Source organism: Alteromonas naphthalenivorans, from assembly GCF_000213655.1.
GTDB classification, from domain to species: Bacteria; Pseudomonadota; Gammaproteobacteria; order Enterobacterales; family Alteromonadaceae; genus Alteromonas; species Alteromonas naphthalenivorans.
In genome coordinates this window covers 1899869-1911703 of record NC_015554.1, presented here as the reverse complement: position 1 = coordinate 1911703, position 11835 = coordinate 1899869, and the positions used below count along the sequence as shown (strand labels likewise).

The following is an 11835-nucleotide window of genomic DNA, read 5'->3' as shown; positions in this document are numbered from 1 at the left end:
GAAGGGTTTGGTCTTGAAAGGGATCCTCACAATACTCGCCATTTTGGTATTACTGACATTTGCTTTTGTCATTGGCACACAAAACGAAGCCTATATCACCGTTAACTATCTTATTGCTCAAGCTAACATGCGGGTTTCCACCCTTATTGCTATTGCGCTTTCTTTGGGTGTGTTAGTCGGGATACTTATTATGTCAGCAAGCTGGTTGCGTTTACGCGTGCAGTTGTTGTCGGCGAACTCAAAAATCAATAGCCTGAAAAAAGAACACTAATATGCTCGAACTGCTGTTTTTACTTTTGCCTGTTGCAGCAGGTTACGGATGGATTATGGGCCGTAACAGTGTTCGCCAAGCACAACGTAAACAGTCTAGTATTCTTTCTAAGCATTATTATAAAGGCTTAAACTTCCTCCTTTCCGATCAACCAGATAAAGCGGTAGACACCTTAATCAAAATGATTAATGTGAACAGCGATACGGTTGAAACTCACATTGCGATGGGCAGCTTCTTTCGCCACCGCGGCGAAATAGACAGAGCCATAAAGGTTCACCAAAACCTAGTAAGCCGAGACGAGCTGCAACCTACGCAACGTGAAAGCGCGTTAAAAGAACTTGGCCATGATTACACTCATGCTGGTTTCTTAGAACGGGCTGAAAACGCTTTTCTTCAATTGCTTAATAGCGACAAGCACTATTTAGTGGCGCAAACCCAGCTATTTAGTATTTACCAAACCACCAAAGAGTGGGACAGAGCCATTGAGCTTGCCGAGCGCATGGTGGAATGCCATGGCGACAACGATGATGTGTGCGAACGCTTAGCGCATTTTTATTGTGAACATGCGGTAGCGAAGCTTAAAGACGATGATCAAGGCACTGCGTTGTCCTTGCTTCAAAAGGCCGTTAATGCCGATGAGCATGCAGTAAGACCGTGGTTAATGCTTGGACAGCTTGCACTTCAACAACAACGTTACAGCGACGCACGGGCTTATTTTGTGCAAGTGGCAGAGCGTGACATTAATTGGTTCAGTGAAGCGGTTCCCAGTTTAGAAAAAATTGCGGAAGAAACCGGAGACTGGGATAGTTTCGCCGAAAGCTTAGAAGCCCATTGGCAAGAATGTGCAACCTCGTACCTTGCCATGGTTGATGTATTGTTGAAAAAAGGCGATACCACGCAAGCGGCGGATTATCTATTAGAACAACTACGTAAACGCCCAACCATGCGTGGCTTCAAAACCTTAATGGGGTTGTATATCGACCAGTTAGACGATAAGACCTCAGCAGAGAGCTTACGTATATTAAAAGAATTAGTAGAAAAGCAAATGTTGCAACGCCCTAAATACCGCTGCCATAGCTGCGGGTTTTCAGGGCGTAAACTCTACTGGCTATGTCCTTCATGTAAAAAATGGGGCGTAGTAAAACCAATAAAAGGGCTAGACGGAGAATAACTTCACCATGCAAGAACCTCGCGTTATTGTTGCACTCGACTATGACAACCAAGAACAAGCACTTTCGTTTGTAGACCAATTAGATCCCAGCCTGTGTAAAGTTAAAGTGGGCAAAGAAATGTTCACCTTATTTGGCCCTGAGTTTGTAAAATCTTTAGTGGCGAAAGGCTTCGACGTTTTTCTTGATTTGAAATTTCATGACATCCCCAATACTGTAGGTAAAGCGTGTAAGGCAGCCGCTGAACTTGGCGTGTGGATGGTAAACGTGCACGCCAGCGGTGGACTTCCAATGATGCAGGCAGCCAAAGAAGGTATTGCGCAAAGTAGCCGTCCTGAAACCAAATTAATTGCGGTTACAGTACTTACCAGCATGGATCAATCGCAGCTAAGCGGCGTGATTGATAATGTAACGCCCGAGCAACAAGTGTTGCGCCTAGCATCGTTAACTGCCCAAGCGGGTTTAGATGGTGTGGTGTGTTCTGCTAAAGAAGCCGTGATGCTACGTAATGAAATTGGCGAAGACTTTTTGTTGGTGACTCCTGGCATACGTCCTAAGGGGAGTGACGCGGGCGATCAAAAACGTGTGATGACGCCGCCAGAAGCAATCGACAGTGGCGTAAGTTATTTAGTGATGGGAAGACCAATTACGCAAGCTAGCGACCCTATGGATGTGTTAAAGCAGGTAAACGCCTCTATTAGTTAGTTGCCCACTAGCTAACTTCAAGCAAATAGTAGCAAACGAATACATACAAAAAAACGCCCAGTAGTGACGCATTCAATATGCTAACCACTTACTGGGCGTTTTTATTTGCTAGCACTTATATAAGTACTAGCAAGCCAAACATTTACTTACGCGTTAAGTGCTTCTTGTGCAGGTGTGTAAGTTAAACCTAACTTTTCACCTAATGCGTCAACGACTGCTTTATAAGTTACTTTGCCTTCATGAACGTTAAGACCGTTCAATAAATGCTTATCTTCAAGCATGGCTTTAGCAGGGCCTTTATTCGCTAATGCTAAACCAAACGGAAGGGTTGCATTGTTAAGGGCCATCGTTGAAGTACGTGCAACACCACCTGGCATATTGGCAACACAGTAATGCACTACGTCGTCGATGATGTATACAGGGTCTTGGTGTGTAGTGGCTTTAGAGGTTTCAAAACAACCACCTTGGTCGATAGCAACATCAACCAACACAGAGCCTGGCTTCATGGCTGCTATTTGTTCGCGGTTAAGAAGCTTAGGTGCTGCTGCGCCAGGAATAAGTACGGCACCAACAACAAGATCAGCTTTTGAAGAGTAATGTTCAATAGCATCAACCGTTGAGTAAACCGTTTTAACTTGGCCATTAAAAATGTCATCTAACTGACGAAGGCGAGGAAGTGAACGGTCTAGAATAGTAACGTCAGCGCCTAGGCCTAAAGCCATTTTAGCTGCTTGCGTTCCTACAACACCGCCACCAATAATAAGTACTTTACCCGGTGCTACACCAGGAACGCCGCCTAGAAGGGTGCCGCTGCCGCCATGTGCTTTTTCTAAATAATGTGCACCGGCTTGAACTGACATACGGCCAGCCACTTCGCTCATTGGCGCTAATAACGGCAAGCCACCACGGTCGTCGGTTACGGTTTCGTAAGCGATACAGGTTGCGCCAGAAGCAATAAGAAGCTCTGTTTGCGTAGGATCAGGGGCTAAATGAAGGTAAGTGTAAAGGGTTTGGCCTTTACGAAGCATTTTACATTCATTTGTTTGTGGTTCTTTCACTTTAATAATCATTTCTGCTTCAGCAAAAACTTGCTCAGCAGTAGATGCGATAGAAGCACCAGCTTCAACGTACATTTCATCGGTAAAACCAATTGCATCACCGGCTAGCGTCTCAACTAACACTGAATGACCATGACTGGTAAATTCTTTCACTGCCGCAGGCGTTAAGCCAACGCGATATTCATGGTTCTTAATTTCTTTTGGTACACCGATTAACATAACTTTTCCTCTAATTGATTAGCCTAGTGGCTCACTTGCCGATTATTATTTGATTCAGTATACGTGAGATAAAAACGAACTATGTGCTGAAAAAATATCAGTTGCAGCATATAATCTGGCATAGCGTGATTAAGTCGGAATAAAATATGTTGGTAAAAACTCCAAAACACCTTGACCGAATAGACAGGAATATACTGATTTCGCTACAAAAAAACGGGCGAATATCAAACGTGGAATTGGCGAAAGACGTGGGCTTGAGCCCTAGTCCTTGTTTAGAGCGAGTTAAGCGGTTAGAGAGCCAAGGCTATATAAAAGGCTACCATGCCGTGGTTGATCCAGAAAAGCTGGGTGCGGCCATGCTCGTTTTTGTAGAAATAACGTTAACGAAGACGTCAGTAGATATCTTCGCAGAATTTTCTGCGGCAGTTAGGCTCCATGACGATATTCAAGAATGCCATCTTGTCTCTGGGGATTTTGATTTCTTGCTAAAAGCACGGGTTGCAGACATGTCGAGTTACCGTAGATTATTGGGCGACACCTTACTGCGCCTTCCAGGTGTGAGTGAGTCACGAACCTATGTAGTCATGGAAGAAGTGAAAAGTACAACATCACTTCGGATTAATTTGAAGTAATGAAAGCATGGCTCAATTATGGGCATTTGTGATAGGCTGTGCAAAAACACAGTGGTTATTGTTAGTGTAAATTTGACTCGCAATAGTGGGTGTACGTAAACCGATTTGTAATACACCTTATTAATAAATTACTTATTGAAAACATTACGATAATATTGGCACTGCATTTGTATTCTTCTTTATCGATAGAATTATCACAACATCGAAACATCAATTTAGTTTAATAAGTGACTTAGGGTTATGACGCAATTAACAGGGATTCAGCGAATTTGGGAAGCCGGCATGATTATAGCCTGTGTCTTCGCCTTTTTCTTATTGCTGGCATTAGTATCTTTTCATCCGGGTGACCCTGGCTGGAGCCAAGCCGGCTTGCAATTAGACGTACATAACTGGGTAGGGTCTACCGGCGCGTGGAGTGCCGATTTATTACTTTTCTCTTTTGGCTTTTTAGCTTACCTACTGCCTTTTGGAGCCGCCTTTTTAGGTTGGTTCTTATTCCAGCACATAAAAGCCTTAGAAGAGTTCGATTACCTCACAATTGGTTTACGAATTATTGGTGGTTTATTGATGGCACTGGGTGCCACGGGAATTGCCAGTATAAATTTTGACGACATATACAACTTTTCTGCCGGCGGCTTTGTTGGCGATGTTATTAGTTCAGCCCTTGTGCCGTACTTTAATACCGCAGGCACTATTTTATTGCTTTTGTGTTTTTTCTGTACAGGCTTTACTTTACTCACGGGTATTAGCTGGTTAAGTATTGTGGACAGACTTGGTGAAATGACACTTTGGTTTGGGCGCAAATGTGTCTCTTTACCCCAACAGGCACTTGCGCTCGATATGCCAAGGCTTGCGCTTCCTTCTCGTAGTGCAAAGTCTGAAAATGATGAATTAGACATAACCAGCATGCGTGCCGAGCCCGCAGAAACACCTGAACCTGTCTATACGCCGCCACCTCAGGCAGAGCGTAGTGAGCCTTCATTTGGTGTTCCTGATGATGTATTTGATGATGACGATGTTCCGCCTTTTGAAACACAGCGCCACACGCCTGATAATACTGATAGTGAAAGCAAACCTAAGTCGAGTTTTTCTTTATCTGGTATGCGTGAAGCAGTGCGCAACAAAGTGAAAGAAGCCAAGCCTTCTAGTAATGACGAGGCTGCAGTTAATCGTCAAGATACTCAGTCGCAGTCTGATGAAATGATTGAGCCAACCTTCGATATATCGCAAACCGATACGTTAGATGAAGCGCAAGCGACTGAGGCACAACACACTGCTGAGCCTGTTAATGCAGAGCCATTAGACGCGCAGCCTGCGCCTGCGCCTGCTCCTGAATCAGCACCACAGCCAGCGCCTAAGCCAGTACATCAACCCTTTACACCAGTGGCGATGGGAGCAAAATCCATTACTCGTCATGAAGGGGAGGGGAGCGAGCCTATTACGGCTATGCCTTCGTTCGACTTGCTTGAGCGTGCAGATAAACACGAAAATCCTCTCACTCAGGAAGAGATAGACGGTATTTCAAGGCTAGTTGAAGAGAAACTGGCTGACTTTAATATTGAAGCCACGGTAGTGGGTGTTTATCCCGGTCCTGTTATTACGCGTTTCGAGCTAGATTTAGCACCTGGTGTGAAGGTAAGCAAAATTACGGGGTTATCTAAAGATTTGGCACGCGCTATGTCTGCCATATCGGTGCGAGTAGTGGAAGTTATTCCGGGTAAATCTGTTATAGGCCTTGAGCTTCCAAACAAAAAGCGTGAAATGGTGCGTTTAAGTGAAGTGATTGGCGGTGATGCATTCCAGCGCAATAGTTCACCGCTTACCATGGTGTTAGGTGCGGATATTTCCGGTAAGCCTGTCATAGTAGATTTGGCAAAAATGCCTCATTTGTTGGTGGCAGGTACAACGGGGTCAGGTAAATCGGTTGGGGTTAACGTTATGATCTTAAGCTTGCTGTATAAGAGCACGCCAGAAGATGTACGTATGATCATGATAGACCCGAAAATGCTTGAACTATCGGTATATGAAGGCATTCCGCATCTGCTTGCCGAAGTGGTAACCGACATGAAAGAAGCGGCCAACGCCCTTCGTTGGTGTGTAGGCGAGATGGAGCGTCGTTATCGCTTAATGAGTGCCTTAGGGGTAAGAAACCTAAAAGGCTACAACGCAAAAGTGGAAGAAGCGATTGCCGCTGGTACGCCTATTCAAGATCCGTTGTGGAAGAGTGAAGAAAGCATGGAGCCCCATGCGCCTGATTTAGAAAAGCTGCCTGCTATTGTGGTTGTGGTTGATGAATTCGCCGACATGATGATGATTGTAGGCAAAAAGGTGGAAGAGCTTATTGCTCGTATTGCGCAAAAAGCCCGAGCAGCTGGTATTCATTTAGTTTTGGCTACGCAGCGACCTTCGGTAGATGTTATTACCGGCCTGATTAAAGCGAATATTCCAACGCGTATTGCATTCCAAGTTTCCAGTAAAATTGATTCACGAACTATTTTAGACCAGCAAGGTGCTGAAGCACTGCTAGGTATGGGTGATATGTTGTACTTGCCACCAGGTAGCCCAGTACCTACGCGTGTGCACGGCGCATTTGTAGACGACCATGAAGTTCATGCTGTTGTAGCAGATTGGAAGCGTCGTGGTGCACCTAAATATATTGATGAGATATTAAATGGCGAAGCGTCCGCCGAGGTACTTTTACCCGGTGAACAAGCCGAAGGTGAAGATCAAGAATTTGATGCATTTTATGATGAAGCCGTCGCCTTTGTTACCGAAACAAGAAGGGCAAGTGTCTCTAGTGTGCAACGCAAATTCAGAATTGGTTACAATCGCGCCGCGCGATTAGTGGAACAAATGGAATCTAGTGGCGTCGTAAGTGCACAGGGTCACAACGGTAACCGCGAAGTATTAGCTCCGCCAGCGCCTAAGGATTAAAAAGAATGAACAAAGTAGTACCTATTATGATGGCAATGGCGCTAACGGCGCCGTTAAGCTTATCTGCAATGCCAGTAGAGGCAATTAATGATGTCAGTGGTGGGGCCGAAGTGGTGGTTGAAGCTGCTACAAAGCCTGAATTTACCTCTCACAGTGCTGGACAAATTTCAAAAGCCGATGATGCAAATGTACTCTTAAAAAAACGCCTACATGGATTACAACAATACCAAGCTGCTTTTAACCAAACGGTAACGGATGCCCAAGGTAATATTGTGCATGAAGCCCAAGGTACCCTAACCATGATGCGCCCCAATAAACTTCGCTGGGAAACCACCTTTCCTGATGAAACCTTGCTGATTGCCGATGGTGAAGCGGTATGGAATATCGATACCTTTGTTGAACAGGTGACTATTATTTCGCAAGACCAAGCGATTAAAGACAATCCTATTGTTTTATTAACGGCTAACGACGATGAAACTTGGAATAGCTTTGTGATCAGTAAGCTTGATGACGCGAAGGCCAGTTCAACGTTAGAGCAATACCAAATTGTGCCTAAATCGACAGATGGCCAAATAAAGTCACTGACATTAGGGTTCAACAGCGACGGTATTCTGTCGACACTTGATATGCTTGATGCACAAGACCAAACCAGTGCGTTAGTGTTTAGCAACCAAGACTTAGATTTTGCTATTGATACTGCTAAAGATAACCTATTCTCTGTAGACGTGCCGCAAAGCTATATTATTGATGATCAGCGATAGCCAAGAATAGATGATTAACGATAACAAAGAACCGCTTGAGCCTTTCGCGCCACTAGCAGCTAAAATGCGGCCAGTTACCATAGATGAATATGCTGGCCAGTCGCATCTATTAGGCACCAACAAACCATTACGTAAAATGCTAGAAGCAGGCCATTGCCATTCTATGATTTTATGGGGCCCGCCAGGTACGGGTAAAACGACGTTAGCCGAGCTTATTGCCACCTATACCAATGCTTCGGTTATTCGCATTTCAGCGGTAACTTCTGGTGTTAAAGATATTCGTGCTGCAATGGATGCCGCAAAAGAAAACTCTCGCTATAACCAACGTACCTTGCTGTTTGTGGACGAAGTACATAGGTTCAACAAAAGCCAGCAAGATGCGTTTTTACCCTTCGTAGAATCTGGCACCGTCACTTTTATTGGTGCCACCACTGAAAACCCCTCATTTGAATTAAATAATGCATTGCTTTCTCGTGTTCGGGTTTACGTACTTAAAGCGTTAGAACAAGAGGCGCTTGCTGAATTAATGCAACGCGCGCTAACCGACGAAGAGAAAGGGCTAGGTTCACGCCAATTAAGCATTGAGGAAGATGCCAGTAACGCCTTATTAGGGTTGTGCGGCGGCGATGGTCGAAGGTTACTTACGTATTTAGAGCTAGCAGCCGACTTTACCGAGAACAGTGTTATTTCTATTGCCGATATTGAACAAGCCGTAGGCGAAAAAATTGCCAGCTACGACAATAAAGGTGATACATTTTATGACTTAATATCGGCGTTTCATAAGTCGGTACGGGGTTCAGACCCTGATGCTGCATTATATTGGTACGCTCGTATATTAGACGGTGGTGGTGACGCGCTGTATGTCGCTAGGCGATTATTGGCCATTGCTTCGGAAGATATAGGCAATGCCGACCCTAGAGCCATGCAGTTAAGCATAAACGCCTGGGATACCTTTCATCGCGTAGGGCCTGCTGAAGGTGAACGTGCAATAGCGCAAGCTGCTGTTTATTGTGCCTTAGCGGCAAAGAGTAATGCTGTTTATATGGCATTTAGCCAGGCTAAAGCATTAGCTCGAAAAACTTCAGATGCACCGGTTCCCATGCATTTACGTAATGCGCCAACTGACTTAATGAAAGACTTAGGCCATGGCGACGGCTATCGGTATGCCCATAACGAACCTAATGCTTTTGCCGCAGGAGAGGTTTACTTGCCCGATAGCATTGTAGGCACTCGTTTATACGAGCCTAACGAACGCGGGTTAGAGAAAGCGCTTAAAGCAAAACGTGACTATTTAGATCAACTTAACTTAGCTGCGCGCAGCGCGCAAAATAATCAGAAACGGTGAATATTGTGCCCCAAGGCGTTATTTTATACTGCTATATTGCAGCAGGCGGAGCAATTGGCGCTTGCTTGCGTTATTTTTGTACCACAACCATAGATTCTTGGTTTGGAAAAAATATGCCCTTTGGTACACTAGCGGTGAACGTTGTAGGCTCATTTGCTTTAGTTACGCTATACGGCTTTATTGAGCGCAACGAATTAACCGACTCTCCCTTTCGTGCATTAATTGGGGTAGGGTTGTTGGGCGCGTTTACTACATTTTCAACATTCTCTGTGGAAACGCTCACATTATTAGAAAACGAGCTGTGGTTAAAAGCCATTGCTAACATATTTCTTAACGTTGGCGCTTGCTTATCAGCAGGTTGGCTGGCTATTGAACTCATGAAAGGATAAGTAGGAACACATGTTAGATCCAAAGTGTTTACGAAGCGATATAGAAGAAACTGCCAAGCGTTTGGCTGCCCGTGGTTATAACCTCGATGTAGCAACATTTAACTCGCTAGAAGAAAAAAGAAAAACACTTCAGTCCAAAACACAGGATCTGCAGAACGAACGTAATGTTCGAAGTAAGTCCATTGGTAAAGCAAAGTCACAAGGTGAAGATATTGCGCCTTTGTTGGCAGAAGTGGGCAAATTAGGCGATGACTTAGATGCGGCTAAAGCTGAACTAACAGTATTGCTTGATGAAATCACTGCCTTTACCCAAGGCATTCCTAACTTACCGCATGAGTCGGTACCTGAAGGTAAAGACGAAGACGACAACGTGGAGATTTCACGTTGGGGCGAGCCACGCGCTTTCGATTTTGACGTGAAAGATCACGTTGATATTGGTGAAGGGCTAAATAACAGCTTAGATTTTGCTACGGCAACTAAATTAACAGGCAGTCGCTTTGTAGTGATGCGCCGTGAGATGGCTCGCTTAAACCGTGCTATTGCCCAGTTCATGTTGGATGTTCACACCACCGAACATGGTTACGATGAAATGTACGTGCCGTTTTTGGTAAACGCTGACAGCCTGTATGGCACAGGGCAATTACCTAAATTTGGTGAAGACTTATTTCATACGCAGCCAGCAACAGAAGAAGGCCAAGGGCTTTCACTTATTCCAACGGCAGAAGTGCCGTTGACGAATATTGCCCGTGATGAAATTCTAGACGAGAAATCGCTACCGATTAAAATGACTGCGCATACCCCTTGTTTTCGTTCAGAAGCAGGCTCGTATGGCCGTGATACCCGTGGTTTGATTCGTCAGCATCAGTTCGACAAAGTTGAGCTTGTACAGCTAGTGAAGCCTGAAGATAGTTTCGATGCATTAGAGGAACTTACTCAGCACGCCGAAACTATTTTACAGAAGCTTGAATTGCCATACCGTAAAGTGTTGCTTTGTACTGGTGACATGGGCTTCGGCGCATGTAAAACCTACGATTTAGAAGTATGGTTGCCAGCGCAAAATACGTATCGTGAAATTTCATCATGTTCAAACATGGTAGATTTTCAGGCCAGACGTATGCAAGCCCGCTTCAGAAATCCAGAAACGAACAAGCCTGAGTTGCTTCATACCTTAAATGGTTCTGGTTTAGCGGTTGGCCGCACGTTGGTGGCTATTTTAGAAAACTACCAACAAGCCGACGGAAGTGTAACGGTACCTAAAGCCCTTGTACCTTATATGAATGGTTTAGAAGTGATAAAGGCTTAAGCCTTTAAGGCATGCGCTTTGAGGTATAGCCTTTAAGGTCTAGAGCCACAACTTACATTTCATATTTAATGACTATTTATAAGCTCGTAGATGTTCTATCTGCGAGCTTATTTGTATGTGGGATATAAATAGCTAAAGGCAAATGGCTTCGTGCATTAGAATTACCGTGTAGTACTTGTTAATTAAAGTGAGAATCGCTGCCTGAGAAAGCGCGCTACACCGTCTTCATTATGGTGTCCAATCACTTCACTGGCTGCGTTTTTGATAACAGTCTTAGCGTTGTCGGGGGCATAACATTCATTAGCCAATTCAAACATGCTTAAATCGTTGTCGCTGTCGCCAAAACAAATAACATTGGTAGCACCCAGTTGTTGTTTCAAATTCATGACCGCACTACCTTTACTTGCTGCACGGTGGTGAATATCCATCCAACTAAAAGAATTTCCCTCTATTGCGGGCCCTGAATACGCAATAAGGTTTTCAACGTCGTTAATGGTTTTCCACATATTTCTAACCGTTGTATTGTCGCCAATCATACTGATGTTGGTTATTTTAGCGGAAAGGGAAAGTTGGCTTATCGGGCGAAGTATTGCGTTCGTCTTTTTAAAATATTTGTCTAGTAAATTTTGTTCTATTGGGTGTTTTGCCGTGGGGTGATAAACAACATGAGATGTGCCATCAATAACGTTAACAAAAGGGGTGATATCATTTTGATGCGCAAGATGAATAATGAATTCAAGCTCATTAGTATTGACTAGGTTTTCGAGGGTTAATGCATTGGCTGTTGGGTCCCATATAGCCACACCGTTATTATAAATATGGGGCAGCAGAAAGTTATCTTCTGCAATAATACTGTTAGCGGACAGCATGGTTCTGCCCGTCGCCACTGTATAAGCAATGCCGTTCTGTTTCAGCAGGGCTAAGGTCTCACGGGTATAGTTTGAAATTTGTGATTCGCTATTTAACAGCGTCCCGTCTAAATCGAAGAAGATAAGATCCATGTGTTGCTCCTCGTTAACCTTAATAAGTGCCTAAGCGTTTGCGCTAGC

11 protein-coding genes are annotated in these 11835 nt (G+C 44.4%); 9 read left to right on the top strand and 2 right to left on the bottom strand.

Annotated elements, in window-relative coordinates; all coding sequences use genetic code 11:
• Positions 1 to 13: 13 nt before the first annotated feature.
• From AMBT_RS08285 to pyrF, 3 genes are read left to right on the top strand one after another with little or no spacing between them, the layout of a single operon-like run.
• Positions 14 to 271, top strand: coding sequence for a LapA family protein (locus tag AMBT_RS08285; protein WP_041452528.1), 258 nt, complete (start codon positions 14 to 16; stop codon positions 269 to 271).
• A gap of 1 nt (position 272) precedes the next feature.
• Positions 273 to 1442: a lipopolysaccharide assembly protein LapB gene (lapB, locus tag AMBT_RS08280; protein ID WP_013784164.1), complete on the top strand. Its 1170-nt coding sequence runs from the start codon at positions 273 to 275 to the stop codon at positions 1440 to 1442.
• Between the two features lie 7 nt (positions 1443 to 1449).
• Entirely contained in the window at positions 1450 to 2145 is a 696-nt protein-coding gene (gene pyrF / locus AMBT_RS08275; RefSeq protein ID WP_013784163.1) for an orotidine-5'-phosphate decarboxylase, read from the top strand.
• A gap of 146 nt (positions 2146 to 2291) precedes the next feature.
• Here the strand turns inward: pyrF and ald are convergent, their stop codons facing one another.
• Positions 2292 to 3422 carry an alanine dehydrogenase gene (gene ald / locus AMBT_RS08270; RefSeq protein ID WP_013784162.1) on the bottom strand — a complete coding sequence of 377 codons (1131 nt, stop codon included), beginning with the start codon at positions 3420 to 3422 and terminating at the stop codon, positions 2292 to 2294.
• Between the two features lie 146 nt (positions 3423 to 3568).
• On the opposite strand from ald, the gene lrp reads away from it, so the two are divergent.
• The 6 genes from lrp to serS all read left to right on the top strand — a co-directional run bounded on the left by lrp (position 3569) and on the right by serS (position 10786).
• Complete coding sequence (gene lrp / locus AMBT_RS08265) at positions 3569 to 4054, top strand: leucine-responsive transcriptional regulator Lrp (RefSeq protein WP_013784161.1); 486 nt, start codon at positions 3569 to 3571, stop codon at positions 4052 to 4054.
• Positions 4055 to 4294: 240 nt separating this feature from the next.
• Positions 4295 to 6988, top strand: a complete 2694-nt coding sequence (locus tag AMBT_RS23125; protein WP_013784160.1) for a DNA translocase FtsK — start codon at positions 4295 to 4297, stop codon at positions 6986 to 6988.
• A 5-nt stretch (positions 6989 to 6993) separates the two neighbouring features.
• Positions 6994 to 7749: an outer membrane lipoprotein periplasmic chaperone LolA gene (gene lolA, locus AMBT_RS08255; protein WP_013784159.1), complete on the top strand. Its 756-nt coding sequence runs from the start codon at positions 6994 to 6996 to the stop codon at positions 7747 to 7749.
• 10 nt (positions 7750 to 7759) lie between these two features.
• Positions 7760 to 9094, top strand: a complete 1335-nt coding sequence (locus tag AMBT_RS08250; protein WP_013784158.1) for a replication-associated recombination protein A — start codon at positions 7760 to 7762, stop codon at positions 9092 to 9094.
• 5 nt (positions 9095 to 9099) lie between these two features.
• Positions 9100 to 9483, top strand: coding sequence for a fluoride efflux transporter CrcB (gene crcB, locus AMBT_RS08245; RefSeq protein WP_041452527.1), 384 nt, complete (start codon positions 9100 to 9102; stop codon positions 9481 to 9483).
• 10 nt (positions 9484 to 9493) lie between these two features.
• Positions 9494 to 10786, top strand: coding sequence for a serine--tRNA ligase (gene serS, locus AMBT_RS08240; protein WP_013784156.1), 1293 nt, complete (start codon positions 9494 to 9496; stop codon positions 10784 to 10786).
• 182 nt (positions 10787 to 10968) lie between these two features.
• Here serS and AMBT_RS08235 read toward each other — a convergent pair whose 3' ends face one another.
• The gene (locus tag AMBT_RS08235) at positions 10969 to 11787 is read right to left on the bottom strand and encodes an HAD family hydrolase (RefSeq protein ID WP_013784155.1); all 819 of its coding nucleotides are present in this window, start codon (positions 11785 to 11787) and stop codon (positions 10969 to 10971) included.
• Positions 11788 to 11835: the final 48 nt, after the last annotated feature.

Coding starts and splice junctions, on each gene's coding strand:
- pyrF (WP_013784163.1), top strand. CDS start 1,450: ATGCAAGAACCTCGCGTTATTGTTGCACTCGACTATGACAACCAAGAA.
- ald (WP_013784162.1), bottom strand. CDS start 3,422: ATGTTAATCGGTGTACCAAAAGAAATTAAGAACCATGAATATCGCGTT.
- AMBT_RS23125 (WP_013784160.1), top strand. CDS start 4,295: ATGACGCAATTAACAGGGATTCAGCGAATTTGGGAAGCCGGCATGATT.
- serS (WP_013784156.1), top strand. CDS start 9,494: ATGTTAGATCCAAAGTGTTTACGAAGCGATATAGAAGAAACTGCCAAG.
- AMBT_RS08235 (WP_013784155.1), bottom strand. CDS start 11,787: ATGGATCTTATCTTCTTCGATTTAGACGGGACGCTGTTAAATAGCGAA.
- lapB (WP_013784164.1), top strand. CDS start 273: ATGCTCGAACTGCTGTTTTTACTTTTGCCTGTTGCAGCAGGTTACGGA.
- lolA (WP_013784159.1), top strand. CDS start 6,994: ATGAACAAAGTAGTACCTATTATGATGGCAATGGCGCTAACGGCGCCG.
- AMBT_RS08250 (WP_013784158.1), top strand. CDS start 7,760: ATGATTAACGATAACAAAGAACCGCTTGAGCCTTTCGCGCCACTAGCA.
- lrp (WP_013784161.1), top strand. CDS start 3,569: ATGTTGGTAAAAACTCCAAAACACCTTGACCGAATAGACAGGAATATA.